Genomic DNA, 22,608 nt, shown 5'->3' on the forward strand with positions numbered 1-22,608 from the left:
CGGATGATGGCCGGCTTCGAGGGGGATCTGGCGCTGGGCGACCTGTTGTTCACCGCCATCAAGCCACGGTGGATCTATCACTCGGTGGCCGCCATGCAGGGCCTTATCGAACTCCGCGCCGCCCTGACGGACCAGATAGGATCAGGCTTCGTCCCCGGCGCCTGGGAGCCCTATGCCAAGGCTGAGAAGTTCGCCCAGGTGAACGCCGGGCTGGCCGCTGCTCTCGGGGTCGAGGCCAAGGCCGCCGTGGCATGACGCGCACGGCGGCGATCATGCAGCCGACCTATCTGCCCTACCTCGGCTACCTCCACCTGATCGCCGCCGCTGACGTGTTCGTCTTTCTGGACGACGTACAGTTCGCTCGACGGTCCTGGCAGCAGCGCAACCGCATCTGGGGCGCGGGCGGCGAGGTGATGCTGAGCGTGCCGGTCCAGAAGGCCGACCGCGACACGCCCATCGATCAGATCGAGATCGCCGACACCGAGCCCTGGCGCGAGAGACACCTGGGCTCGATCCGGCACACCTATGCAAAGCGCCCGTTTTTTGCCGATGGCATGGCGTTTCTCGATGACCATCTGCGCGCGCCGACCCGCACGCTCGCCGACCTCAACATCGCCCTGATTGCCGCCGCCGCCCGGAAGCTGGAGATGACTCCCGAACTGGTCCGGGCTTCGACACTGGACGCGCCGGGCGAGCGCTCTGACCACCTGCTGGCGATCTGCCGGGCGGTCGGCGCCACCGACTATCTCTCGCCCACGGGATCGCAGGATTACATGGCTGACGACGGGGTGTTCGCGGCGGCGGGGTTCCCGGTCCGCTTTCAGGGCTTCGTCGAGATCGCCTACCCACAGGGCCATGGACCCTTCGCACCGTACATGGCCTTCATCGACGCGGTGATGAACCTCGGCTGGACAGGCACGCGCGACCTTATCGAGGCAATGCGGGGCGAATCAGGCGTCCCTTGAGCCCACCGCCACGCGATCGTCACTGGACCCAGAGCGCGCCACGGCGCTTCGGACCATGAGCTGATCACGGTCGGCGAAACACGCACCCGCCACACCCAACGCTGACTAAAGACAGGAGGTTCTCATATGCCCGTTGTAACCGTCACCCACGACTTCGATTTGCCGACGGATGATCTTTGGGAGTTGATCGGCGATTTTGGCGCGATGGGAAAATGGTCCGGGCGGCCGCCTGAGGCCTGTGTGCAGGATGGCGAAGGCATTGGCGCCCTCAGAACCCTGACCCTGGATGACGGCCGGAAAATCGTTGATCGGCTCGAAGCCGAGGGGCCATATTTCTACAGCTACTCGATCGTGTCCTCGCCGCTTCCCTTTTCCGCCTACCGCGCCACGATGTCTGTCGAGCCGATAGATACGCGCTCAAGCCGCTTCACCTGGCGAGGCGAGTTCCAACCCAAGGGCATGACCGACGAAGACGGCGTCGCCTTCACCAAGGGGATGTACGACATGGGGATCGGCCTCATGCAGCGCACGCTGGCCGCGCGAACGCGCAACTGAGTCCGGCCTCGTGCCTCAGGGGTCAGCCCAGCATGTCCCAGGCCAGCGGCTCGCCCCGAGCGATGTCGCGTCCCGCCGTGCGCCCCAGCACCGCGTCGAAGTGCGCCGGCGCCAGGCCGTTGCCAGGCCGGATCGAGCGGACGTTGGCGCGGGTCAGGGCCTCGCCGGCCTTCACATCCGCAGTGACGTAAAGCGAGCGGCGGAACAGCAGCGACCCCCGCTCCGAGCCCAGCACATCGTAGTGGGCCCGGCCCAGCGCCGCCCAGGCCGCCCGGGTGTCGTCCACCAACGCCTTGAATTCGTCGGGCTCCAGGCTGAAGGCGGCGTCGGGTCCGCCATCCGACCGGGCCAGGGTAAAGTGTTTCTCGATCACGCAGGCGCCCATGGCCACGGCGGCCACCGAGGCGGCGGTTCCGGGTGTGTGGTCGGACAGTCCGATGGGGCATCCGAACCGCCCCGCCATGTCGGCCACCGTGCGCACATTGGCGTCGGCAAAGGTGGCCGGATAGCTGGAGACGCAATGCAGCATCACCACGCCCGATGCGCCCGCCGCCAGCGCCGCGTCCCGCGCGGCCTCGATCTCGGCCAGGTTCGCCATTCCCGTGGAGATGATCAGCGGCTTTCCCTGCGCCGCCGCATAGCGTATCAGCGGCAGGTCCACAGCCTCGAAGCTGGCGATCTTGTAGGCCGGCGCATCCAGGCCCGCCAGCAGATCCACCGCCGTCTCGTCAAAGGGGCTGGAGAAGATCGTCACACCGCGCGCTCGCGCCCGCTCGAAGATCGCCGCATGCCATTCGAAGGGCGTGTGCGCCTCCTCGTACAGCTCATAAAGGCTACGCCCGTCCCACAGCCCGCCGTGGATGCGGAACTCCGGCCGGTCCACGTCCATGGTGATGGTGTCGGCGGTATAGGTCTGGATCTTGATGGCGTCGCAGCCCGTTTCGGCAGCGGCGTCGACCATGCTCAGGCAACGCTCCAGGCTCCCGTTGTGGTTGCCCGAGAGCTCACAGATCACATAGGGCGGATGATCGGCGCCGATCCTGCGCCCGGCGATTGCGATTTCGGGGGACTTGTCGTTCATGAACTGGAGACTTCCACCACGGCGACGCCAGCGGCCAACTCGGCGGCGACGCGATCCCACGCAGCTTCCAACCGCCGGGTTAACACCGTGTTTGTGGCGTTGCCGATGCGGACCCAGATGATTTGCGGCGTCGGACGCCGCACATTGGCCCATTCCATGAAATCGCGGTCCTTGGTGATCAAGATGGCTTGTCGGGACAACGCAAGGTCCCGGATCGCCTGATCATTCGCGGAACCGGGCACGCGACCACCCGTGTGATCGCACTCATAACCGGCCGCCGAGAGCCACGTCGCAAGCTGGCGCGGAAGCTGGGCGTCGATAAGGAATTTCACGCGGCGATAACGCTGGTCCCCGCCATGCTGGCCGCCGCATAGGCTAACGCGGCCCGGATATCATCCGCCTCCAGCCACGGAAAATCGTCCAGGATTTCGGCGTTGGTCGCGCCACCGGCCAGCATCTCCAGCACATCCTGCACACGGATACGCATGCCGCGAATGCACGGCTTGCCGTGCATCTTGCCTTCCTCGATCGTGATGCGCTTCAGCAGCTCATACATGCGATCTACATACACCACTTTCCCGGACCCGTCGCGCCCGCCTGGAATCAACACTACATTGGCCCCATGTCCGATCCTCGCCCCGCGCCCAGAACTGTCCGCTGCCTGATCGTGGGCTCCGGCCCCGCCGGCTACACCGCCGCTGTCTATGCCGCGCGCGCGCTGCTGAACCCGGTGCTGATCCAGGGGATCCAGCCCGGCGGCCAGCTCACCATCACCACCGATGTCGAGAACTATCCGGGTTTCGCCGAGGTTATCCAGGGCCCCTGGCTGATGGAGCAGATGCAGGCCCAGGCGGCCCACGTGGGCACGGAGATCATCACCGACATCGTGCTGAAGGCCGACCTGTCGCAGCGCCCGTTCCGCCTGGAGACCGACAGTGGCCAGGTCTGGCTGGCCGAGACCCTCATCATCGCCACCGGCGCCCAGGCCAAGTGGCTGGGCCTGCCCAGCGAGCAGCACTTCCAGGGCTTCGGCGTCTCGGCCTGCGCCACCTGCGACGGCTTCTTCTATCGCGGCAAGGACGTGGTGGTGGTGGGCGGCGGCAACACCGCGGTGGAGGAGGCCCTGTTCCTCACCAACTTCGCCGCCAAGGTCACCCTGGTCCACCGCAAGGACGAGCTCCGCGCCGAGAAAATCCTGCAGGAACGCCTGTTCGCAAACCCGAAAATCGAGGTGATCTGGGACTCATCGATCGACGAGGTGCAGGGCGACAGCGATCCCATGGGGGTCACCGGCGTGCGCCTGAAGAACGTCAAGACCGGCGAGACCCAGGACGTCGCCTGCGACGGCGTGTTCATCGCCATCGGCCACGCGCCCGCCTCCGAGCTTTTCAAGGGCCAGCTGGAAATGGACGCCGCGGGCTATCTGAGGGTGAAGGCCGGCACGACCTCCACCGCGGTCACCGGTGTCTATGCGGCGGGCGACGTCACCGACGACGTCTACCGCCAAGCCGTCACCGCGGCGGGCATGGGCTGCATGGCGGCCCTCGAAGCCGTCCGGCTGCTGGCCGAGGAAGACCACGCCAAGGCCCACAACCCGATCAGCCACCACGAGGCGGAGAAGATCGGAACCTGGTGACGGGGCCGCCGCCCTGATCTACTCGACGAATTCCATTTCCGCCCCGAAGAGACGAGGCCGCCGGCCATGACGAACCTGATCGTGAGAGGCGGACGCGCCCTGCGCGGAACCATCACGCCCTCGGCCAACAAGAACGCCGTGCTGCCGATTCTGTGCGCCACCCTGCTGACCGATCAGCCGATCGTCCTGCACCGCGTCCCGGACATAACAGACGTCCGCAAGATCCTGGATTTCTTCGAGAAACTGGGCTCCTCCGTGGAGATGGACTATGCCACCGGCACGCTCCGGCTGCGGCATGGCGAGGGGCTAGATCCCAAGGAAGCGCACCTGCCGCTGGGGATGCGCTCGACCCTGATGCTGATCCCCGCCCTGCTCTACAGGTTCGGCGGGGCCAGCATCGAGGAGGACGTCACCGGCTGTACGCTGGGGGTCCGGGAGATCGACCCGCACATCGAGGTCTTTGAGAGCTTCGGCGCCCAGATTGAGCGCAAGCCCGAGGCCATCTACATCAAGACGCCCAAGGGGTTCGCCACCACCGACCACTGGCTGGACTACGCCTCGGTCACCACCACCGAGAACTTCATCCTCTGCGCCGCGACCTCCAAGGGACGGTCCCAGCTGACCAACGCCGCCTGCGAGCCGCACGTTCAGGAGTTCTGCGGGTTCCTGGAGCAGATGGGAGCCCGGCTCGAGGGGGTCGGCGGTTCGCGGATCGTCGTGGAGGGGGTCGCGAGCCTGTCGGGCGCGGAATTCACCTTCGCCGACGACTTCCACGAGGTGGCCACCTTCCTGGCCATGGGCGCCATGACCGGCGGCGACATCGCGGTGAAGAACGGCTCGGTGGACCAGTTCCCCCTGCTGGACCGCACCTTCGCCAAGTTCGGCGTCGAGATCACCCACAAGGACGGCTGGAGCCGCGCGAAGGTGGACGGCGGCGGCATGCGGGTGCGCCAGCCCTTCACCGCCAATATCCTGCAGAAGGTGGAGGCCGCGCCCTGGCCCTACGTGCCGGCTGACCTGCTGCCGATCTTCGTGGCGCTCGGCGTGCGCTCCGAGGGTCAGTGCATGTTCTGGAATAAGGTCTATGAGGGCGCGCTCGGCTGGTCCTCGGAACTGGGCAAGTTCGGCGCCCACTCCCTGCTGTGTGATCCGCACCGCCTGATCACCTTCGGCGGCAAGCCCCTGGTGCCCGCGCAGGTGGAGAGCCCCTACATCATCCGCGTCGCCATCGCCCTGTTCATGCTGGCCGCCAGCATCGAGGGCGAAAGCACAATTCTCAACGCCACCCCCATCCAGCGCGCCCACCCCAAGTTCGTCGAGAACCTCAATGCGCTGGGGGCCGACGTCTCGTGGGTGGCGGGGGACTGAGGCGGAGAGTCACCGCCCCGCCCCCGACAGCCTGATCTGCAGGAGAGGGATGAAAGCGAAGGTCACTTGAGCCGCCAAGCCCATCTCGCCGGCAAGTGACCGGAAATCGGCCAGATAACCGCTCAAAGGGCGGCTGAAGAGCAGGATCGAAACGCCCAATTCCAGCAACATCAGCAGGACAAAGGCGGTCCCGCCCATCGCCAGCCGGGGGATCGACGCCGGCGGGACCCTGAAGGTCCGAACACACCATGCCGAGGCCAGCCAGCTCACCGTCAGGATCAAGGGTGTCTCCAGAAGCACGGCCACGGTCGAGCCAAGCCGGGGCGCCACCAACATGACCCGCACGGCTCCAAGGACGAAGGCGATCAGGAAAACGATGGCGACATAGGCGGTTCCCGCCCCGAGCCATCCGCGCGGCGCGCGGGCCTGCTGGTCGGTCACGAGACAAGCACCTGCGCTATGGGCCGCCGCAGGGACCTGGGCATGTCGGGGCCATAGCCGAACCGCACCACAAGGTCGGGACGCAGATCCGAGCCCAGCCAGCGGGAGAATTCGGCGCGCGAGGGGACGTCCTCCACGGGCTGGTTGAGGAAGGCCAGTTTCATCCCGGCGGCGGTGGCCTGCAGGGCGAAGCGGGTATAGGCGCGGCCGGCCTCGACCCAGCCGGCGGGGCCGCCTTCGCGGCTACTGAAGACCGCCAGGCCGGCTGAGCTGCGCATCTGGCGCACGATCTTGTCAGTCTCACCCTTCTCGGTGAAGGCGAGATCAAACAGCCGCTCTCCGAGCATGCGCGGCGAGGTGGGATTGCCGGAGGCCGCGGCGAACAGGCCGTCGCGACGCGCCAGGGCCTCGGCGGCGTCGAAGCGGATCCAGGCCTTGAGCTCCCGGCGAAACGCCGGGTCCCGCACCTGGGCGGCGTTCCCCCGTACGATGAAGTCGGTGGCCTGTCCGAGGCGCCCGGCGTCCGTGATCAGCGCCAGGTCGACCCGCGGCCCCCCGGCGGCGGCCAGGGCGCGTAGCTGATCTTGAGCCACGGCGCGGCCGTCATATTCGCTCCGGGTCGAGGCGCGGCGGAGGATCGCCCGGGACAGCTCTCCCGGGCTGGAGGGCGCCGGGATGAAGTCCAGGGTCAGGCCCTGTCGGGGATCGAAGGCCTGAACCGCGCCCCGCCATCCATAGCCAGGGGCGGCCTGCAACATGGTCTCGGCGGCGCATCCCAGGCTGGCGAACAGGTGATGGTCGTCGGGATCGACCACCGGCGTACGTTGGGAAAGGTCGGGGGCGATATGGATCCGCCGCTCGGACACCGAGAAGCGCCAAGGCTGGGTGTTGTGACTGTTGGCCGCCAGGGTCGCGGCATGGACAAGAGCCCCGGCCGGAAATCCGGCGCCGCCCGGGAGCAACCGCCAGGTCTCGGTGACCGTCCGCGCATAGGCGTCCGACCCCGTGCAGGCCGCGAGCGGCAGGGTCCCGGCGGCGAGGATTAGGGCGCGACGTGACAGCATGATGATGTCTCCCTCGCGAGAAGACTGGAACTGCAGGAGGACCCGCGCCTTGAGGCAGGTCAACAAGCACCCAACTCCGCAAGCGCGATCAATCGGCCCTGCGCTAACCTCTTCTCATGAACCGGCCCGTCACCCGCGAGAGCTACGCCCACCGCCTGAACCGGGTGGCCGAGCATATCTGGGCCCATCTGGATGAGCCGCTGGACCTGACGGCCTTGGCGCAGGTGGCCTGCCTGTCGCCGTTCCATTTCCACCGCATCTATAAAACGATGATCGGCGAGACTGTCATCGAGACGGTGAGCCGCCTGCGTCTGCAGCGGGCCCTGGCCGGCGTCACGGTGGGCCCGGAGGTCGAGACCGACGACACGGTGACGATCCACGACGTCGCCGCCGGGCGCTATGCGGTGCTGCTGTACAGGGGCCCCTACGCCCGGATCGGCCAGGGCTACGAAGAACTGTTCGCCTGGCTGCCGGCCAGCGGCGAGGAGCCGGCTCACGCCCCCTGCGTCGAGGTCAATCTGAACGACCCGCGCAAGACCGCGCCCGCCGACCTGCTGACGGAGCTTTGCCTTCCCTTGAAGTAGCAGGGGCGTAAGCTGCTCCCATGATCCGACACGCCAAGCCCGCCGACCACGCCGCCATCCGCGAGATCAACATCGCCGCCTTCGGAAAGCCCGACGAGGCCGACCTGGTGGAGCGCCTGCGCGCCGATGGCGACAAGGTCTTCGAACTGGTGGCCGACGAGGACGGCGTCGTGGTGGGCCACATCTTCTACAGCCGGCTGTGGGCCGACAGCGTCCACCTCTATGCGGCGCTCGCCCCCATGGCCGTGCGCCCCGACCTGCAGAGGTCCGGGGTCGGCTCGCGGCTGGTGAAGGCCTCCCTGGACACCGCGCGCGAATTCGGGACCCACGCTGTGGTCGTCCTGGGCCACCCGGCCTACTATCCGAAATTCGGTTTCACCTCGGAGGCGGCCGCCAAGCTGAAGGCCCCCTACTCCGGCAGCCCGGCCTTCATGGCCCTGGAGATCGAGGACGGCGCCTTGGCGCAACCCGTGCTCGTGGCCTACCCCGACGCCTTCGGAAGCTAGTCCGGCGCCGGGACCGCCACCGGCGCGGCGGGGGTGGCCACGGGAGCCTCCATGGCGGCCAGGGACTCGTTGATCTTCTTGATTTCCTCTGGGGTCGGCTTGCGGCGCGGGGCGAAGATGGTCCCCAGGACGCGGGTGCGTTCGCCGCCGGCCGCCAGGGGATCGACGACGTTGTAGGTGCGCACCTCGCCCCCCACCGAGAGCGTGATCTTGCGGCCGGCCGGGACGCCCTGCCCCTCGGGATCCAGCAGCCCCTGGGTGCGCTGGTCGAGACTGCCGAGGATGGCCGCCGACAGGTTGGACTCGCCCCCGGCATAGCGGCCGGTAAAGGCCGGCGGCTCGCCCCAGGGACCGGTCCAGCGGTAGAAGATGTGCGCCCCGATCTGCTTCATCTTCACCAGGGTGGGCGCCCAGTAGGGGGCGACATACTGGGCATGGTAGTGGGTCGCCGAACCCACGCCCTTGGCGACGAAGCCGTTGAGAGCGCGGCGGGCCACGTCCTGGGCCTGCCGCCAGCGGCCCGCTTCCGGGGCGTATTGCAGCGCCCCGTCGCAGGTGAAGGTGAACTGGCAGCCGGTGGCGCGCGCCGAGCCTTGATAGACAACGCCGCACACCGACTTCGGATAGGCCGGATGGCGCAGCCGGTTCAGCACCACCTGGGCCACGGCTTCCTGGCCCAGCTGCGGCTCGCGGGCGGATTCGTAATAGACGGCCTGGGCCAGGCACCGCAGGGCGCGGTCGCCGTCCTGGGTGGCCACGTCCAGCTTGAAGGGCTTCATGGGCCGGATCGGCAGGTGGGAGAAGGGCCGCAGCGCGTTGATGTCCTCGGCCAGAGCGTCTACCGCCGTGCCGAAGCCGAGGTCGGGCGGGGTACGGATATCCAGGCTGGCCCAGCCCTCCGGCCGGCCCCAGAGATCGGCGCCATGGCGGGGATCGTGCCGGCGGGCCAGGGCCAGCATGGCCGGGTCCATGTCGGCGGTCAGCCGCGCCAGGCCCTTGTCGGAAAGGGTCTCGCTGACGGTCGCCACGCCCTGCAGCCGCCCCGCGCCGCGCGGCACGTAGTAGGTCACGCACCCCGCCAGCAGGATCGCGACGGCGGCCAGGGCCAGGCCGGCGCGGTGACGGGGAGGAAGGCGGAGACTCAGCGTCGGGTCTTTCGGTGTTTTCCGGGGGCGTCCAGTATAGCCACGAAGGCGGCGAAGGTACGGCCAAAGGGCGCAGCCAGGGAGACCCGCGCTTATCCCTAGGCGATCCTGGACGTCATGTCCGAGAGAGACGCGACGCCCGGTTGAAACTTACGCCTTGTCGGAGGGCGAACGCGGGTCTATATGTCTGCTACTGGGTTTTGCTCTGATTGAGCATATCCATCGCGCCGAGGGAGCCGAGAGTGTTCTCCGGCGTTTTTTGAGGCGGAAGAAATGCTCATTCTGAGCATAAGGAGGGCCAAGTGGCCGACGGGTTCCAATTCGCGTTCACGCCTGAGGTCGACAAGGCCACCCTGCCCCTTTGGGAAAAGGTGAAGGGCCACATCACGCCCATGGAATGGCGGTTGCAGGCCCCGCTGATCGCCGAGATCAACCGCCTCAAGCGTGAGAAGAACGCGGTCATCCTGGCCCACAACTACATGACCCCCGACATCTTCCACGGGGTCGGCGACTATGTCGGCGACAGCCTGGGCCTGGCCAAGGAAGCCGCCAAGTCGGACGCCAAGATCATCGTCCAGGCCGGCGTGCACTTCATGGCCGAGACCTCGAAGATCCTGTCGCCCGAGAAGACCGTGCTGATCCCGGACCTGCGCGCCGGCTCAGCCTGGCCTCCTCGATCACCGGCGCCGACGTGCGCCTGATCAAGCAGCGCTATCCCGGCCTGCCGGTGGTCACCTATGTCAACACCACCGCCGACGTGAAGGCCGAGACCGACGTCTGCTGCACCAGCGCCAACGCCGTCCAGGTGGTGGAGCATGTGGCGCGCGAATGGGGCGTCGACCGGGTGATCCTGATCCCCGACGAGTTCCTGGCCCGCAACGTGGCCCGTCAGACCGACATCAAGATCATCGCCTGGCAGGGCCGCTGCGAGGTGCACGAGCGCTTCACCGCCGCCGACATCCTGGAGCTGAAGGCCGCCTATCCGAACGCCCAGATCCTGGCCCACCCGGAATGCCCGGCCGAGGTGCTGGAGGTGTCGGACTTCGCCGGCTCGACCGCGGCCATGAACGACTATGTCCTGACCAGGAAGCCCAAGCAGGTGGTGCTGATCACCGAATGCTCCATGGCCGACAACGTCGCCGTCGACGCCATCGACACCGAGTTCGTGCGCCCCTGCAACCTGTGCCCGCACATGAAGCGGATCACGCTCGAGAACATCTACGAGAGCCTGGTCCACAACCGCTACGAGGTGACTGTCGATCCGGCCATCGCCGACCGCGCCCGCGTCGCCGTGCAGCGGATGATCGACCTGCCGCCGCCCCTGGTCCCGGCCCGCTACGACCTGGTGAAGGCCCGCCACCATGTGGACGTGGAGCTGATCTGAGGTGGCTGACCGCATCCACCATGACGGCGTCCTGATCGTCGGCGCGGGCCTGGCTGGCCTGAGCGCGGCCCTGGCCGCCGCGCCGCGCAGCGTCCTGCTGCTCACCGGCGCGCCCCTGAACCAGGGCTGCTCGTCGGCCTGGGCGCAGGGCGGCATGGCCGCCGCGCTTTCGGCCGACGACGCGCCGGCCCTGCACGCCGCCGACACCATCGCGGCGGGCGCAGGCCTGGTGGACTTCGCCATGGCCCACCTGCTGGCCAAGGAGGGCCCGGCCGCGGTGCGCCACCTGGCGGCCCTGGGGGCTCCCTTCGACCGCGACGCCGCCGGCGACTTCGCCACCAGCCTGGAGGCCGCCCATTCCCGCAGCCGCGTGGCCCGGGTGAAGGGCGACCAGGCCGGCCGCGCGATCATGGAGGCGGTCGTCCAGACGGCTCTTTCGTCACGCCACATCGAGGTCCGGGCCGGCATGCGCTTGCGCGGCGTATTGCACGACCTGAACGGCCGGGTGCGAGGCGTCGTCGCCGAAGAGGCCGGACGCCTGATCGAGATCACCGCGCCCGCTACCCTGTTCGCCACCGGCGGCATCGGCGGCCTCTACGGCGTCACCACCACCCCGGCCGAACTGCAGGGCGAGGGCCTGGCCCTGGCGGCGCTCGCCGGCGCCACCATCGCCGACCCCGAGTTCGTGCAGTTCCACCCCACGGCCATCGATATCGGCCGCGACCCCGCGCCCCTCGCGACCGAGGCCCTCCGCGGCGAGGGGGCCCGGCTGATCAATGCGGCGGGTGAGTTCTTCATGGCCGCCTATCACCCCGACGCCGAGCTCGCGCCCCGCGACGTGGTGGCCCGCGCCATCCATGCCGAGCTGGCCGCCGGCCGCGGCGCCTTCCTGGACGCGCGAGCCGCCGTCGGCGATCACTTCCCCGAGGAGTTTCCCGCCGTCTTCGCCGCCTGCCTGTCGGGCGGGGTCGATCCGCGCGTGCAGCCGATCCCGGTGGCGCCCGCCTGCCACTACCACATGGGCGGCATCGTCACCGACGCCAACGGCGCGACCTCGCTTGAGGGCCTGTTCGCCGCCGGTGAGTGCGCGTCCACCGGCGTGCACGGCGCCAATCGCCTGGCGTCCAACTCCCTGCTGGAGGCCGCTGTCTTCGGGACCCGCGCCGGCAAGGCGGCCCGCGAGCAACGCGAGGCGCCCTCCGGTCCCCTGCGCCGCATCCTGACCCCGGACCTGCCGGCGCAGGCCCTGGCCGCCCTGCGCATCGGCATGAGCCGCGACGCCGGCGTGGTCCGCGACGCCGGCGGCCTCACCAGGCTGCTGTCCGAGATCGACCGCTTTGAGGCCGCCCACGGCCGCGCCGGCCCCCTGGTGGCCGCCCGCCTGACAGCCCAGTGCGCCCTGGACCGCAAGGAGAGCCGCGGCGGCCACTATCGCTCGGACTTCCCCGAGCCCCTGCCGCCGAAGCGGACCTTCGTCACCTTCGCCGACATGAAGTCGGATGACCCCCTCAGTTTCGCGGCCGAATGATCCAGCCCCTCCCCGACCTGCTGATCGAACCCACTGTCCGCGCCGCCCTCGCCGAAGATCTCGGCCGGGCGGGCGACATCACGGCCCAGGCCTGTATCGACGCTGACGCGGTGATGAGCGTGGTCTTCGCCACCCGCCAGAGCGGCGTGGTGGCGGGCCTGGCCTGCGCGCGCCTGGCGATCCTGGCCCTCGACCCCAAGGCCAGCTTCGAGGCGGTGGTGGCCGATGGCGACAGCGTCGAGGCGGGCGCGGTCCTGGCCAGGGTCACGGGCAATGCGCGCGCCATCCTGTCGGCCGAGCGAACGGCCTTGAACCTGATGGGCCGTCTCTCCGGCGTCGCCACCCTGACGCGGGCCTATGTCGACAAGACGCAGGGCACCGCGGCCCGCATCGTCGACACCCGCAAGACCACGCCGGGCCTGCGCCACCTGGAAAAATACGCCGTGCGCTGCGGCGGCGGGGTCAACCACCGCTTCGGCCTGGATGACGCCATCCTGATCAAGGACAACCATGTCGCGGCCTGCGGCGGGGTGGCCAATGCGCTGAAGCGGGCGCGGGCATTCGCCGGCCACCTGACCAAGGTGGAGCTGGAGGTCGACAGCCTGGAGCAACTTCGCGAAGCCCTGCCCCACGGCGCCGACGTCATCATGCTGGATAACTTCAGCCCCGAGGACCTGAAGAAGGCCGTGGCCCTGGCCGGCGACAAGGTCATTCTGGAGGCCTCGGGCGGGGTGAACCTGCAGACCGTGCGCGCGATCGCCGAAAGCGGCGTCCAGGTGATCAGCGTCGGCGCCCTGACCCACTCGGCGCCCGTGCTCGACATCGGCCTCGACGCCGTCTGATCTCTCCGGCTTGAGTTTTTCTGGCGTGACCGCGGCGGCTTGCGGGACTACCTCCAAACGATTGTTTGAATTCATTCCAGTCGCTCCAGGGAGTCTCCCATGACCACCGCCCGCCAGATCCACCTCGTCCGCCGTCCGAACGGCAAGCCGGTCGCCCAGGACTTCGCCCTGGTGGAGGCCCCCGTCGCCGACGCGGCGGATGGCGAGATCCAGGTCACGGCCCTGCTGATGTCGGTGGACCCCTACATGCGGCCGCGCCTCGACGCCGATCAGGCCCTGGACGCCCCCCTGCTGGGCGGCGGCATCGGCCGGGTGACCCAGTCGAAGAACCCCAAGTTCAAGGAAGGCGACCTGGTCCGTCACAGCGCGGGCTTCCGCGAGACCTTCGTCTCCGACGGCCGCGGCGTCTCGGTGCTTAACCGCGATCCGGAACTGCCGCTGAGTGTCTACATGCACGCCCTGGGCGGCACCGGCGTCACCGCCTATGGCGGCCTGCTGGGCACCGGCGCCCTGAAGGATGGCGAGCAGGTCTTCGTCTCCACCGCCGGCGGGGCCGTGGGCTCGGTCGTGGCCCAGATCGCCAAGATCAAGGGCTGCTACGTGGTGGGCTCCACCGGGACCGACGAGAAGGCCGCCTGGCTGCGCGACGAGGTCGGGATCGATGCGGTGATCAACTACAAGAAAGAGAACCTGGCCGAGGCCCTGAAGGCGGCCACGCCCAAGGGCATCGACGTCTATTTCGAGAATGTCGGCGGCGCGCACCTGGACGCCGCCCTGCCCCGCATGAACCTGCGCGGCCGCATCCCGGTCTGCGGCATGATCTCCACCTATAACGGCGACGGCGAAGGGGTGAAGAACCTGTTCTCCCTGATCTACGGCCGCATCCGCATGGAGGGGTTCGTGGCCGGGGACTTCCCGCACCTGAACGCCGCTTTCCTGTCCGACATGACCGGTTGGCTGAAGTCGGGCCAGATCAAGTACCAGGAGACCATCCTGGACGGCTTCGAGCGCGCGCCCGAGGGGCTGATCGGCCTGTTTGACGGCCTGAACAACGGCAAGATGCTGATCCACATCGCCGACTAGGATTTCCGGGCCTTGCCCGGCGGGTCACCGCCTCCTCCTTGGGGGAGACGGTGGCCCGGCGGCCAAGCGGTCCAGATCATGCGCCTCGACCGAGCGTTGGGTTCCGTTTGCGAACCGAAGCTGACCTAGCGGGGTGGACCTTCAAGGAAGCGGTCGTACGCCCAGCACTGAATCTGTCTCCAGATGGCTAGGGCAATGCCGGCAATTAGGCTCGCGGTGGCAGTGAGTCCTGCAGAGAGCGCTACGCCAAGTAAAGGCTGGCGCGCGAGCATTGCAAATATCAGTAATTTTACGGAGAGCGGTATGCCGACCGCGAAGGCCGTTGCCGTGGCGCCTTGGACAAACCCGGCGACTGGGCCGTCCGGCTTTGTGATCAAACCCGTGTGGCGCATGGGTCCCAGGCTAACGGTACTCGCCGGTAAGGCAAGTTAGAGGCTCCATAAAGCAGTCGGCTCCCCCCCTTCGCTGCCGTCAACAAAGTCTGGTTTCCGGCAATCTCGGGGAACGTCTGCTTGCGGAGGCCTTGCTTGAGGCCGCTCGACCCATTGCAGGCATTAGCCGAGTCTGATTTGAGGCAAAGGCTCCCAAGGGTCGGACAAACTCACTGGGGTCGAAAATGGCTTCATTTCTGATAGCTCAGTTCGTCAGGATGGTGGAGTGCGCAGCATCTCACCCAACGCGACACGACCAACTTCAGCAGCCCCTTCCGCTGACCCTAATTTGGTGCAGCACTAGGTCTCGCTAGCAAACCATCCAGCGGTTGCAGCATGCCGTTGCTGGCCAGGACTTCTTGTCCCGTCAGGCGCGCGCTGGCGCCGTCCGAGGCGGTAGCGATCAGATCATTGCCACTGCGGGTGAATGTCAAAAGGCTCCCGCCCATGGTCCGCATCTGCGCGCCCTTACTTCCAGACCGGTCGACGGCCCCGATGATGTCGGCGCGTGTGAGAGCGCCGGGGACGATGTGAGCGCGCAGCAGGGCCGCGCCCTCGGCCTTCATCGCTGCGTCCGTGAAGTCAGCCCCCCCCGCGCCTTTAAGCGCATCGTCCGCTGGAGCGAACAGCGTGTATGGGCCTACCCCTTCCAGGGCTCCCATCAAGCCGGAGTTATTCATCACCTTTGCCAGACCGGCATGCGCTCCCCCCGCCTTGAGCGTTGCCGCCAGCGTCAGCTTTGATGCGCCGGCTTGCGCTTCCGCGGTGGAGTTTTCCTGTCCGGTCGCGTCAGGGCGGTCACCGCAGCCGGCGAGCGTGAAAACGGCGAGAGATGTCAGCGCGAGGCGCGTGAGTGTTCGCATGGTCAAGGTCCCACTCAGCGCTTTTGGGCCAGCAGCTGGATGACCGCCATGATCATCTGCGTCTTCGGATTCACCTGATAGATGGCGCCATCGTTGTAGCGGTAGGTGGTGTTGGCGGTGTCGGGGTACTGGTCCCTGTACGCGTAGGGTACGTTGTAAACGTCATAGCCGCTGGGCAGCCGCTGACCCACCGCAGCCGATTGCCCCGTCACGAGCGCGACCACCTGCTGGATCATCGAGGTCTTCGGATCGACGCCATAGATCGCGCCGTCCGCATATCGATAATCGGAGCTGTCGTTCAGCCGGTAGTAGTCAAGCTGAGAGCGTGGCGCAGGTTCGTAGCGGTACTGGGTAGGCCAGGGGTTCCCAGCAGAAAGCGCCCCCCCCAAGGCGGGCAGATACCCGAGCAGCGAGCCCTGCCGGTCGTAGCGGTATTGATACCCGTCGTCATACCGATGCACGAAGCCGTCGTTGGCTGGGCCCGAGCGGAAATCATAGCGCGCGCGTTGCGCCTTCTTGACCTGGCCGGGTGGCAGGCAGCCGTTGTTCTTTTTGGCTAGGCCGGGAGGACAGCCCTTGATCAGGCCGTTGGCCCGATACTGATCGCGTTCGCGATTGGACACCGCATACTCGCGGCCTCGCCCGCTGTCATCATCGCGTTCGGCCTGCCGGTATCGGTGCTCGCCTTCGTCGCCGCGATCTTCGTCGCCGCGGTCCTTGTGCTTGTTGCCCTTACCGCCGTTGCCAGGGTGGTCTTTGTGGCCTTGTGCGTGTTCTCCCCCGCCACCCTTGCCTTCCTTCCCCGGCTTGTCCCCCCCATGCCCCTGCGCAAGTGCCTGAGGGGCGCTAACCGCAAGCAGTAGCGCAGCGGAAAGGGTGAGCAACTTGATCATGGAGTTGTCTTTCATGGCCACCCTTGAACGTTCGGTCCCTGACAAGGTTGCCGATCGAGGTCTGCTGCCCACCCCTCTCTCACCTTCGGAACGTCCGCTCTTGCGTCGTCGCATCATCTTGATCGCTCGTCGAACAAGCGGACGGCGGGTTCGTCACGATCCCAGTCCGCCCGCGAAGCAGGACAGGTGCGTGCGAACGCCCTTGCCGAGGGGCGCATCGAGCGACCCCGCCGTGACATTGCCCGCGTCGGCTTGCGCCGGACGCGTCGGGCCGCAGGAACGTCGGCTGCCCCGCCCGCGACGAGAGAAGGACCTCAGGTGGCGTTCAGGCCGTTGCTCTGCAGCCGGCGGGCGGCTTCCTCGGCCGCCCCCTGGCGGTCGCCCATGGCGCCGGCCATCATGGCGGTCACCGCGGCCAGGATTTCCGGCGGGGCGGTGTCCGGCGTTCCGGAGTTGAAGGGCGGGGCCGGGGAGTATTCCAGCCCCAGTTGCAGGGACTGGGCGAGCGCGTCGCCCGCCAGTTCGGCCACCATGGTGAAGGCGAAGTCCAGGCCCGCGGTCACCCCGCCGCCGGTGATGATGTTGCCGTCGCGGACCACCCGGCCCTCGGTGACGATGACGCCGAAGGGCTTGAGCTGATCCTTCCAGGCCCAGTGGCAGGTGGCGCGCTTGCCCTTCAGCAGGCCGGTGGCCGCCAGGATCAGCGAGCCGGTGCAGACGCTGGTGAGGTACTTCGCCCCGCCCGCCAGCCGCTTGATGTGGCTCATGAAGGCCTCGTCGAGCATGGCCGCGCTGGTCCCGAAACCGCCGGGCACGCAGATCACGTCGCAGGCCTCGACGGTGGCCAGGTCGGCGAGGTTGGTGAAGGTCAGGCCGTCGGCCTCGATGTCGGCACCGCCCATGGAGGCGACGATGATCTTCGCGCCGGGCACGCGACACAAGACCTGCTGCGGGCCTGTGAAGTCGAGGTGAGTAACACCCGGATAAAGCGGGAAGACGATGACGAGGTCGGACATGACGGGGGCTCCTGCAAGTTGACGACACCAGGGTCGCAGGCCTAGCGTCCGTCCGAAATGACAATCTTACCTCGGATTCAGCCATGAGCCGGAAAATCGGCTTCCTGATCTTCCCGGACTTCCAGCTGTTGGACGCGGCCGGGCCGCTGGGCGCCTTCGAGATCGCGGGGCGCTATGCGCCGGGCGCCTACAGCTTGAAGGTGATAGCGGCTGAGCCGGGGATGGTGGCCAGTTCGGCCGCCGCCGGCCTGGGCGCCGAGGGGTTGGACGAGGATCTCGACACCCTGGTGATCTCCGGCGGCATCGGGGCCAGCAAGGCGTCGAAGGATCCCGCGACCAAGGCCTATATCCAGCGGATGGGCGCCAAGGCGAGGCGGACGGCCAGCGTCTGTTCGGGCGCCTATCTGCTGGCGGAGGCCGGCCTGCTGGACGGCAAGCGCGCCACCACCCACTGGGCCCGCAGCGCCGAACTGCAGAAGCGTTACCCCAAGGTCCGGGTGGAGGCTGATCGCATCTTCGTCCGCGAGGGGGCGATCTGGACCTCGGCGGGGATCACCGCGGGGATCGACCTGTCCCTGGCCCTGATCGCGCAGGACCTGGGGGAAGACATCGCGCGCCAGACCGCCCAGACCCTGGTGGTCTATCACCGGCGGCCAGGCGGCCAGTCGCAGTTCTCGGCCCTGATCGAGATGGGCGGCCAGGGCGGCCGGTTCGCCAGCCTACTGGACTGGATACGCGAGCACCTGGGCGAGCCGCTCACTGTCGACCAGCTGGCGGATCGGGCGGCCATGAGCCCCCGCCACTTCGCCCGCGCCTTCGCCGCCGAGACCGGCATGACGCCGGCCAAGGCCGTGGAACGGCTGCGTCTGGAGACCGCGCGCGAGCGGGTGGAGGCCTCCTCTGATCCGATCGACCGTGTGGCTGAGGCGGTGGGATTCGGCGATCCCGAGCGGATGCGCCGCGCCTTCCTCCGCGCCTTCGGCCAGCCGCCCCAGGCCCTCCGGCGGGCGGCGCGGGTTTAGAAGGACCTACCCCCGCATCGCCTTTAGCTCGGCCATGTCGCGCTTGAGCAGGTTGAGGGTCTCGGTCTGGGCCTTGATCACCTTGACCAAGTCCTGGCCGCGCAGGGCGTCCAGCTTGTCATGCAGATGCATGATCTCCAGCTCGGCGCGCAGGTTCACGACATAGTCGTGCTCTGCGTTCATGCGGTCGCGGGCCGCCGCGCGGTTCTGGCTCATCATGATGACCGGCGCCTGCAGGGCCGCAATCATCGACATCACCAGGTTGAGGAAGATGAAGGGATAGGGATCGAAGGCCAATGTCCTGGTCAGCGCGTTCCAGGTCACCCAGGCGACCAGCACCCCCAGGAAGCTGAAGATGAAGGTCCACGATCCGCCGACGGCGGCGATGGTGTCGGCCAACCTCTGCCAGTAGGTACGGTCGTCCCCCGTCAGTTTGGGGTTCAGCCCGCTGGGCTGCTCCGTGGCGATCAGGTCGATGACGCTTCGCTGCACCGGCGTCAGCTGTTCGTAGCTGACCCCGAGCAGGGCTTGGGCCAGTTGGGCGTTGTGATCCCCGGCGTGCATGGGCGCTCCTTCGCTCGCTTTGGCGAAGGACGACCTTCAGCTGTCGCCCGGCCCCACCGCAAGCGGCAATGGGGCGTGACGGGTCAGGAGGCGCTGGCGGCCTTCGCGGCGACCGGCTCGGCGGGCTTGGCCTGGCTGACCGGGGTCAACTTGCCCTTCTCCGCCTTGGCGTCCGGGGAGGGCGCGGTCGGCGCGGGCGCCGGTTCCGGAGCGGCCTGTGGCGCGGTCTCGGACGGTCCGGAGACCACCACCGCCGACGTCAGGCGGAAGTCCGGCGCACCCGCCTGGGCCGGCATCGGCGTCAGGCTGGCATAGACGGTCTCGGCAGCGGGCGCCTCATGATGGCCGGCCCGGCTGTCGGCGACATAGGTTGCAGGCGCTGCGCCGCGGCCGAAGCGGTAGAAGATGTGGGTCCCGACCTGGGCCACCCGAACCATCCGCCCGCCCCAGTTGGGCGAGACGCCGGTGGTGTGGAAGCTGGTGGCGTCGCCCACCGAGGCCATCAGGCCTCCGGACAGGGCGCGACCGGCCACCTGCTTGGCGCGGTTCCAGGCGATGACCTCGCGGCCCCGGCGCATGGAGCCGTCGCAGGCGAAGCTGAACTGGCAGCCGCGAGCCCGGGCGGCGCCCTGGAACACGACACCGCAGACGCTCTTGGGATAGGCCGGATGGCGCACGCGGTTCAGCACCACCTGGGCCACGGCCTGCTGGCCGACGGCGGTCTCGCCGCGGGCTTCGAAATAGACAGCCTGGGTCAGGCACTCGAGCTCACGCGAGCTCTCCAGCACCCCGGCCATGCGAAACGGCGTCGCCGACGGGACCAGGGGACCGGCGAAGGCGGCGCGCAGGACGACGGCCGAGGCCGGGTTGCGGTCGCGCTTTTCCAGACGGGCGGCGAGGATCGCGGACTGGCGGTCGCGCTCGGCGTCGCCGGCCACGGTGAAGGGGTCATGACGGCGCGCGATAGCCAGGATCCCAGGATCCATGTCGGCGGCTTCGCGCTGAAGAACGGCTTCCGAAAAACCACCGGCGGCGGCCTCGGCCAGGCGGGCTGTACGTTGGTGGTCGGTGGTGGCGCGCGCCATCCCGCCGGCCAGATAGGCGGCGCCGAGGCCCAGGCCAACGCCCGAACCCAACAACACAGCACTGGTCAACGCACGCCAATCGGCGCGCGCCTGAGGTTTGGATAGCAAAGGATGGTTGTCCCGTGTGGCGAAGGCGGAAGCGCCCCCAGACATCGTTTGCTGCTCGACGCCCCTGCACGTGCTGGCGGCGTTCCGCGGCGGGCCTGCTCCTTACACGTGGAAGTCAGGCCATGGCGAAGTTGCCGTGCTTATGACCGGAGAGTTTACGATTCGCAAGCGGATATTGCAGCGCAGCATAGAATTGCCTGTGGACGGGCGCCGCTGCACGGCCAATCGGAACCTCCACCGTTCGCCGCCGTTCTTCCCGCCGAGACCCCTTGAACCGGAGCTATGACATGCGGAAAACCCTTAGCCTTCTTGCCGTTGCGGGCGTCGCCCTGACCCTCGCGGCCTGTGGCCACAATGTCGAACAGCGCGCCTCCACCGGGGCCATCACCGGCGCCGTGATCGGCGGTCCCGTGGGCGCCGCCGCCGGCGCAGCGGTGGGTACGGTCGTCAGCAAGGCGGTCGACAAGTAATCTGGCGATGGCCCCGCGCGCTGCGGGGCCATAGTCCAACTGCGTCATGTGGCGCTCCCCGCACTGACTAGAGTCGTATCGAAGCTACGATTCTTGGGGGCCCCCACGTGGGACATGTCATCTACGCCGTCATGACCTTGGTCGCGGTTATTGCGATCGCCGTCATGGGCGGGCATCCTGTCTGACGATGAAGCGCAGTCTGCCCCTCGCGCTGCTGATGGCGGTGTACGCCTCGGGAGCCCACGCCGCGCCGGCTTGGCGCGTGCAGCAGTCCTGCGCCCTCAAGCGCTATCTGGGCGCCACGCCGGCCTTCGCCAACACCTGGGGACGTGACGCCTCCCAGGTCTCCCATGGGGGCCGCCCCGCGGCCACCGCTTGGCGGACCGAGCCCGCCGCGCGCTTCAGCTACACCACCGCCATGGCCTCGGGTCGCGCCTTCGCCGACCGCGCCGCGGAACTGCTCGCACGCCGGCAGCGGATCAGTCGGGACGAGGCCCTTCGCGTGATCGGCGCCGATCCCGGCCCCTGGCCGGAGGTCACCGAGGCCAAGTGCGACGCCCTTGAGCGTCTCGCCTTGCGCTGACGGCCTTTAGGGGCGGATGTCGGGTCGGGCGCAGGCCCGTCGCCCGCGGTTCGGGCTGAGCGCAGCCCCCCTGCCGTAGGTCGTCCCAGGTCACATGCCCTTGCGCGCCGCGCCCGGAGGGTTGTTGCGGGCCACAAAGGCGGCGTAGCCCTCGATGTACTCGTCCGGGATGAACCCCGCCATCATGGCGCTCAGGTGCCCCTTACCCGGCAGGACAAGGTTGGTGAAGTCCGACAACTCGCGGGCCATGCGGTGGGTCCGGGCATTGGGGCGGTCGTACTCGCCGTTGATGGCCATCACCGGGAAGTCGACCTTGGAGAGATCGAGCTTGTGGAGCGTCGCCATCATGCGGCCCGCCATGTCCTCCATCTTCCGCACCGCGCCGCCGCCCACCACGGCCTGGACCTTGGCGCGAATCTTGTCGCCCAGGTCGTTGCCGACCTCCTCGCCCTTGGCCTGGCGGCGCGCCTTGGCCCGGGCGTTGGCGGCGGCCTCGTCGGGGGCCTCTCCCGTCACGTCAGGCGGGACCTTGTCCTTCCACTCCCCGACCTCGCTGATCCCCGAGCCCTGGAAACAGGCGGTGATGAAGCGTTCCGGCGCCCGAGCCAGCAGTTGCAGGGTCACCCCGCCGCCCATGGAATAGCCGGCGATATGGGCCTTGCCGATCCCCATCTGGTCCATGAACTCCAGGACGTCGTCGGCCATGTTGAAGTGGCTGTGCCGCGCCCCGCCCGATAGGCCGTGGGCCCGCATGTCCAGGGCGTAGACGTGGTTGGTCTGCGCCAGCCTCGGCGCGATGCCGTTGGAGAACCAGTTGCCGATGGCGCTGCCCCGCGCCCCGTGGATCAGGATCACCGGCACGCCTTGCCCGGCCTCCACATAGTGCAGGCGGGTCCCGTCCTTGACCGTGAAGTAGCCGTCGGGCCAGCGCGGCGGTGCGGCGCGCTCGGCCGCGGTCGAAACCGACATGAAATCCCCAAAAATCTACGCGACTGAAATGACCTCGGCGGGAAATGAGTCCCGCCTGCCCGCAGTATGACGGCTCGGAACCCCCGGCGCCAACGGCCTCAGTTGACAGGCGAGGCCTTGGCGGTGTCCTGGGTCGTCCCCAGTCAGGAAGCTCCCCCTTGCGTCACGCCCTGCTCAGTCTCGCCTTCGTCCTCCTCGCCGGCGCCGCCAGCGCCGCCCCAGCCTATGTCACGGGCGAGCCGTCCCTGGGCAAACCGACGGCGAAGATCCACGTCGAGGAGTACGCCTCCCTGAGCTGCGACCACTGCGCCCAGTTCAACAACGAGGTCTTCCCGGCCTTCAAGGCCAAGTACATCGACACCGGCAAGGTCCGCTACACCCTGCACGAGTTCCTCACCGAGCCCGCCAATGTCGCCGCCATC

Annotated in this window: 25 protein-coding genes and 2 pseudogenes; 15 read left to right on the top strand and 12 right to left on the bottom strand. The window is 68.1% G+C overall.

Annotation, left to right across the window (positions count from 1 at the left end; all coding sequences use genetic code 11):
• From RMO97_RS11170 to RMO97_RS11180, 3 genes and pseudogenes are all read left to right on the top strand, one after another.
• Positions 1–255, top strand: a pseudogene (locus RMO97_RS11170) (flagellin modification protein FlmF); the annotation flags it as partial.
• Complete coding sequence (locus RMO97_RS11175) at positions 252–965, top strand: WbqC family protein (protein WP_310541074.1); 714 nt, start codon at positions 252–254, stop codon at positions 963–965. The pseudogene RMO97_RS11170 and the gene RMO97_RS11175, both read left to right, overlap by 4 nt.
• A gap of 126 nt (positions 966–1,091) precedes the next feature.
• Positions 1,092–1,520, top strand: a complete 429-nt coding sequence (locus RMO97_RS11180; protein WP_310541075.1) for an SRPBCC family protein — start codon at positions 1,092–1,094, stop codon at positions 1,518–1,520.
• A 22-nt stretch (positions 1,521–1,542) separates the two neighbouring features.
• Here RMO97_RS11180 and pseI read toward each other — a convergent pair whose 3' ends face one another.
• Genes pseI through RMO97_RS11195 form a run of 3 tightly spaced genes read right to left on the bottom strand, consistent with a single transcriptional unit; the run spans position 1,543 to position 3,157 of the window.
• A complete protein-coding gene (gene pseI, locus RMO97_RS11185) occupies positions 1,543–2,601 on the bottom strand; it encodes a pseudaminic acid synthase (protein WP_310541077.1) in 1,059 nt (352 codons plus the stop codon).
• Complete coding sequence (locus RMO97_RS11190; protein WP_310541079.1) at positions 2,598–2,933, bottom strand: DUF5615 family PIN-like protein; 336 nt, start codon at positions 2,931–2,933, stop codon at positions 2,598–2,600. The genes pseI and RMO97_RS11190 overlap by 4 nt, the downstream gene beginning before the upstream one ends.
• On the bottom strand, positions 2,930–3,157 hold the full coding sequence (locus RMO97_RS11195; RefSeq protein ID WP_310541081.1) for a DUF433 domain-containing protein: 228 nt from the start codon (positions 3,155–3,157) through the stop codon (positions 2,930–2,932). The genes RMO97_RS11190 and RMO97_RS11195 overlap by 4 nt, the downstream gene beginning before the upstream one ends.
• A 66-nt stretch (positions 3,158–3,223) precedes the next feature.
• On the opposite strand from RMO97_RS11195, the gene trxB reads away from it, so the two are divergent.
• Both trxB and RMO97_RS11205 read left to right on the top strand, forming a co-directional pair.
• Positions 3,224–4,237, top strand: a complete 1,014-nt coding sequence (trxB, locus tag RMO97_RS11200) for a thioredoxin-disulfide reductase (protein ID WP_310541083.1) — start codon at positions 3,224–3,226, stop codon at positions 4,235–4,237.
• Between the two features lie 66 nt (positions 4,238–4,303).
• A complete protein-coding gene (locus RMO97_RS11205) occupies positions 4,304–5,605 on the top strand; it encodes a UDP-N-acetylglucosamine 1-carboxyvinyltransferase (protein WP_310541085.1) in 1,302 nt (433 codons plus the stop codon).
• A gap of 9 nt (positions 5,606–5,614) precedes the next feature.
• On the opposite strand, the gene RMO97_RS11210 is transcribed toward RMO97_RS11205, so the two are convergent.
• Positions 5,615–6,046 carry a hypothetical protein gene (locus RMO97_RS11210; protein ID WP_310541087.1) on the bottom strand — a complete coding sequence of 144 codons (432 nt, stop codon included), beginning with the start codon at positions 6,044–6,046 and terminating at the stop codon, positions 5,615–5,617.
• On the bottom strand, positions 6,043–7,176 hold the full coding sequence (locus RMO97_RS11215; protein ID WP_310541088.1) for an Acg family FMN-binding oxidoreductase: 1,134 nt from the start codon (positions 7,174–7,176) through the stop codon (positions 6,043–6,045). The genes RMO97_RS11210 and RMO97_RS11215 overlap by 4 nt, the downstream gene beginning before the upstream one ends.
• 50 nt (positions 7,177–7,226) lie before the next feature.
• Here RMO97_RS11215 and RMO97_RS11220 point away from each other — a divergent pair, with 50 nt between their 5' ends.
• Both RMO97_RS11220 and RMO97_RS11225 read left to right on the top strand, forming a co-directional pair.
• Positions 7,227–7,694 carry an AraC family transcriptional regulator gene (locus RMO97_RS11220; protein ID WP_310541090.1) on the top strand — a complete coding sequence of 156 codons (468 nt, stop codon included), beginning with the start codon at positions 7,227–7,229 and terminating at the stop codon, positions 7,692–7,694.
• Positions 7,695–7,714: 20 nt separating this feature from the next.
• Positions 7,715–8,200, top strand: a complete 486-nt coding sequence (locus RMO97_RS11225) for an N-acetyltransferase (protein WP_310541091.1) — start codon at positions 7,715–7,717, stop codon at positions 8,198–8,200.
• Here RMO97_RS11225 and RMO97_RS11230 read toward each other — a convergent pair.
• On the bottom strand, positions 8,197–9,270 hold the full coding sequence (locus RMO97_RS11230) for a cell wall hydrolase (protein WP_310541092.1): 1,074 nt from the start codon (positions 9,268–9,270) through the stop codon (positions 8,197–8,199). The genes RMO97_RS11225 and RMO97_RS11230 overlap by 4 nt on opposite strands.
• A gap of 377 nt (positions 9,271–9,647) precedes the next feature.
• Here RMO97_RS11230 and nadA point away from each other — a divergent pair.
• The 4 genes and pseudogenes from nadA (at position 9,648) to RMO97_RS11250 (ending at position 14,182) form a co-directional block, all read left to right on the top strand.
• Positions 9,648–10,729: pseudogene (nadA, locus tag RMO97_RS11235) on the top strand (quinolinate synthase NadA).
• 1 nt (position 10,730) lies between these two features.
• Positions 10,731–12,257 (top strand): L-aspartate oxidase, encoded by a 1,527-nt coding sequence (locus RMO97_RS11240; RefSeq protein WP_310541093.1) that lies wholly within the window; start codon positions 10,731–10,733, stop codon positions 12,255–12,257.
• Complete coding sequence (nadC, locus tag RMO97_RS11245; protein ID WP_310541094.1) at positions 12,254–13,099, top strand: carboxylating nicotinate-nucleotide diphosphorylase; 846 nt, start codon at positions 12,254–12,256, stop codon at positions 13,097–13,099. The genes RMO97_RS11240 and nadC overlap by 4 nt, the downstream gene beginning before the upstream one ends.
• 99 nt (positions 13,100–13,198) lie before the next feature.
• Positions 13,199–14,182, top strand: coding sequence for an NADP-dependent oxidoreductase (locus RMO97_RS11250; protein ID WP_310541095.1), 984 nt, complete (start codon positions 13,199–13,201; stop codon positions 14,180–14,182).
• 715 nt (positions 14,183–14,897) lie between these two features.
• On the opposite strand, the gene RMO97_RS11255 is transcribed toward RMO97_RS11250, so the two are convergent.
• The 3 genes from RMO97_RS11255 to RMO97_RS11265 all read right to left on the bottom strand — a co-directional run bounded on the left by RMO97_RS11255 (position 14,898) and on the right by RMO97_RS11265 (position 17,385).
• Entirely contained in the window at positions 14,898–15,476 is a 579-nt protein-coding gene (locus RMO97_RS11255) for a fasciclin domain-containing protein (RefSeq protein ID WP_310541108.1), read from the bottom strand.
• A 14-nt stretch (positions 15,477–15,490) separates the two neighbouring features.
• Positions 15,491–16,369, bottom strand: a complete 879-nt coding sequence (locus RMO97_RS11260) for a hypothetical protein (protein ID WP_310541096.1) — start codon at positions 16,367–16,369, stop codon at positions 15,491–15,493.
• Between the two features lie 314 nt (positions 16,370–16,683).
• Positions 16,684–17,385 (bottom strand): DJ-1/PfpI family protein, encoded by a 702-nt coding sequence (locus RMO97_RS11265; RefSeq protein WP_310541098.1) that lies wholly within the window; start codon positions 17,383–17,385, stop codon positions 16,684–16,686.
• A gap of 83 nt (positions 17,386–17,468) precedes the next feature.
• Between RMO97_RS11265 and RMO97_RS11270 the strand changes: the two genes are divergently transcribed.
• Entirely contained in the window at positions 17,469–18,407 is a 939-nt protein-coding gene (locus tag RMO97_RS11270; protein WP_310541099.1) for a GlxA family transcriptional regulator, read from the top strand.
• A gap of 6 nt (positions 18,408–18,413) precedes the next feature.
• Here the strand turns inward: RMO97_RS11270 and RMO97_RS11275 are convergent, their stop codons facing one another.
• Entirely contained in the window at positions 18,414–18,971 is a 558-nt protein-coding gene (locus RMO97_RS11275; protein WP_310541101.1) for a DUF1003 domain-containing protein, read from the bottom strand.
• Positions 18,972–19,054: 83 nt separating this feature from the next.
• Positions 19,055–20,113, bottom strand: a complete 1,059-nt coding sequence (locus RMO97_RS11280; RefSeq protein WP_310541110.1) for a cell wall hydrolase — start codon at positions 20,111–20,113, stop codon at positions 19,055–19,057.
• A gap of 338 nt (positions 20,114–20,451) precedes the next feature.
• On the opposite strand from RMO97_RS11280, the gene RMO97_RS11285 reads away from it, so the two are divergent.
• Positions 20,452–20,634, top strand: a complete 183-nt coding sequence (locus RMO97_RS11285; protein WP_310541103.1) for a hypothetical protein — start codon at positions 20,452–20,454, stop codon at positions 20,632–20,634.
• A 187-nt stretch (positions 20,635–20,821) separates the two neighbouring features.
• Positions 20,822–21,217 carry a hypothetical protein gene (locus RMO97_RS11290; protein WP_310541104.1) on the top strand — a complete coding sequence of 132 codons (396 nt, stop codon included), beginning with the start codon at positions 20,822–20,824 and terminating at the stop codon, positions 21,215–21,217.
• A gap of 90 nt (positions 21,218–21,307) precedes the next feature.
• Here RMO97_RS11290 and RMO97_RS11295 read toward each other — a convergent pair whose 3' ends face one another.
• A complete protein-coding gene (locus tag RMO97_RS11295; protein WP_310541105.1) occupies positions 21,308–22,186 on the bottom strand; it encodes an alpha/beta hydrolase in 879 nt (292 codons plus the stop codon).
• Between the two features lie 158 nt (positions 22,187–22,344).
• On the opposite strand from RMO97_RS11295, the gene RMO97_RS11300 reads away from it, so the two are divergent.
• The coding region (locus RMO97_RS11300) for a thioredoxin domain-containing protein (RefSeq protein ID WP_310541106.1) at positions 22,345–22,608 on the top strand (264 nt) is incomplete at its 3' end.

Source organism: Phenylobacterium sp. (assembly GCF_031425575.1).
In the GTDB taxonomy this organism is placed as follows: domain Bacteria; phylum Pseudomonadota; class Alphaproteobacteria; order Caulobacterales; family Caulobacteraceae; genus Phenylobacterium.

Coding starts and splice junctions, on each gene's coding strand:
- RMO97_RS11175 (WP_310541074.1), top strand. CDS start 252: ATGACGCGCACGGCGGCGATCATGCAGCCGACCTATCTGCCCTACCTC.
- nadC (WP_310541094.1), top strand. CDS start 12,254: ATGATCCAGCCCCTCCCCGACCTGCTGATCGAACCCACTGTCCGCGCC.
- RMO97_RS11180 (WP_310541075.1), top strand. CDS start 1,092: ATGCCCGTTGTAACCGTCACCCACGACTTCGATTTGCCGACGGATGAT.
- RMO97_RS11295 (WP_310541105.1), bottom strand. CDS start 22,186: ATGTCGGTTTCGACCGCGGCCGAGCGCGCCGCACCGCCGCGCTGGCCC.
- trxB (WP_310541083.1), top strand. CDS start 3,224: ATGTCCGATCCTCGCCCCGCGCCCAGAACTGTCCGCTGCCTGATCGTG.
- RMO97_RS11205 (WP_310541085.1), top strand. CDS start 4,304: ATGACGAACCTGATCGTGAGAGGCGGACGCGCCCTGCGCGGAACCATC.
- RMO97_RS11195 (WP_310541081.1), bottom strand. CDS start 3,157: ATGTATGAGCTGCTGAAGCGCATCACGATCGAGGAAGGCAAGATGCAC.
- RMO97_RS11255 (WP_310541108.1), bottom strand. CDS start 15,476: ATGCGAACACTCACGCGCCTCGCGCTGACATCTCTCGCCGTTTTCACG.
- RMO97_RS11250 (WP_310541095.1), top strand. CDS start 13,199: ATGACCACCGCCCGCCAGATCCACCTCGTCCGCCGTCCGAACGGCAAG.
- RMO97_RS11220 (WP_310541090.1), top strand. CDS start 7,227: ATGAACCGGCCCGTCACCCGCGAGAGCTACGCCCACCGCCTGAACCGG.
- RMO97_RS11275 (WP_310541101.1), bottom strand. CDS start 18,971: ATGCACGCCGGGGATCACAACGCCCAACTGGCCCAAGCCCTGCTCGGG.
- RMO97_RS11265 (WP_310541098.1), bottom strand. CDS start 17,385: ATGTCCGACCTCGTCATCGTCTTCCCGCTTTATCCGGGTGTTACTCAC.
- RMO97_RS11225 (WP_310541091.1), top strand. CDS start 7,715: ATGATCCGACACGCCAAGCCCGCCGACCACGCCGCCATCCGCGAGATC.
- pseI (WP_310541077.1), bottom strand. CDS start 2,601: ATGAACGACAAGTCCCCCGAAATCGCAATCGCCGGGCGCAGGATCGGC.
- RMO97_RS11270 (WP_310541099.1), top strand. CDS start 17,469: ATGAGCCGGAAAATCGGCTTCCTGATCTTCCCGGACTTCCAGCTGTTG.
- RMO97_RS11260 (WP_310541096.1), bottom strand. CDS start 16,369: ATGATCAAGTTGCTCACCCTTTCCGCTGCGCTACTGCTTGCGGTTAGC.
- RMO97_RS11290 (WP_310541104.1), top strand. CDS start 20,822: ATGAAGCGCAGTCTGCCCCTCGCGCTGCTGATGGCGGTGTACGCCTCG.
- RMO97_RS11285 (WP_310541103.1), top strand. CDS start 20,452: ATGCGGAAAACCCTTAGCCTTCTTGCCGTTGCGGGCGTCGCCCTGACC.